This window comes from Mesorhizobium sp. M8A.F.Ca.ET.161.01.1.1 (genome assembly GCF_004792105.1).
Lineage (GTDB): Bacteria > Pseudomonadota > Alphaproteobacteria > Rhizobiales > Rhizobiaceae > Mesorhizobium.
Genome location: NZ_SRTD01000440.1, coordinates 1 through 292 on the forward strand (window position 1 = coordinate 1; position 292 = coordinate 292).

Sequence of the window (292 nt, forward strand, 5' to 3'; positions counted from 1 at the left end):
CGCCGCCATCAGCCTGGCGCTGGCGGCCTGTTCCGGCAAGGAGTCCCCCCCCGTGTCCGAGGCCCAGAAGAACACGGCCCAGCAGCCGGCCGAAGCCTCCACCAATCCGCTGCTGAGTGCCAGCACGCTGCCGTTCCAGGCCCCGCCGTTCGACAAGATCAAGGACAGCGACTACCTGCCGGCGTTCGAAGAGGGCATGCGCCAGCACCTGGCCGACGTGCGCAAGATCGCCGACAGCAGTGAGCCGGCCACCTTCGACAACACCATCGTGGCGATGGAGCGCAGCGGCGAG

Annotated in this window: 1 pseudogene; it reads left to right on the plus strand. The window is 68.8% G+C overall.

Annotation, left to right across the window (positions count from 1 at the left end):
• Positions 1-52: 52 nt before the first annotated feature.
• Positions 53-292 (plus strand): annotated as a pseudogene (locus EN804_RS36445) (peptidase M3); the annotation flags it as partial.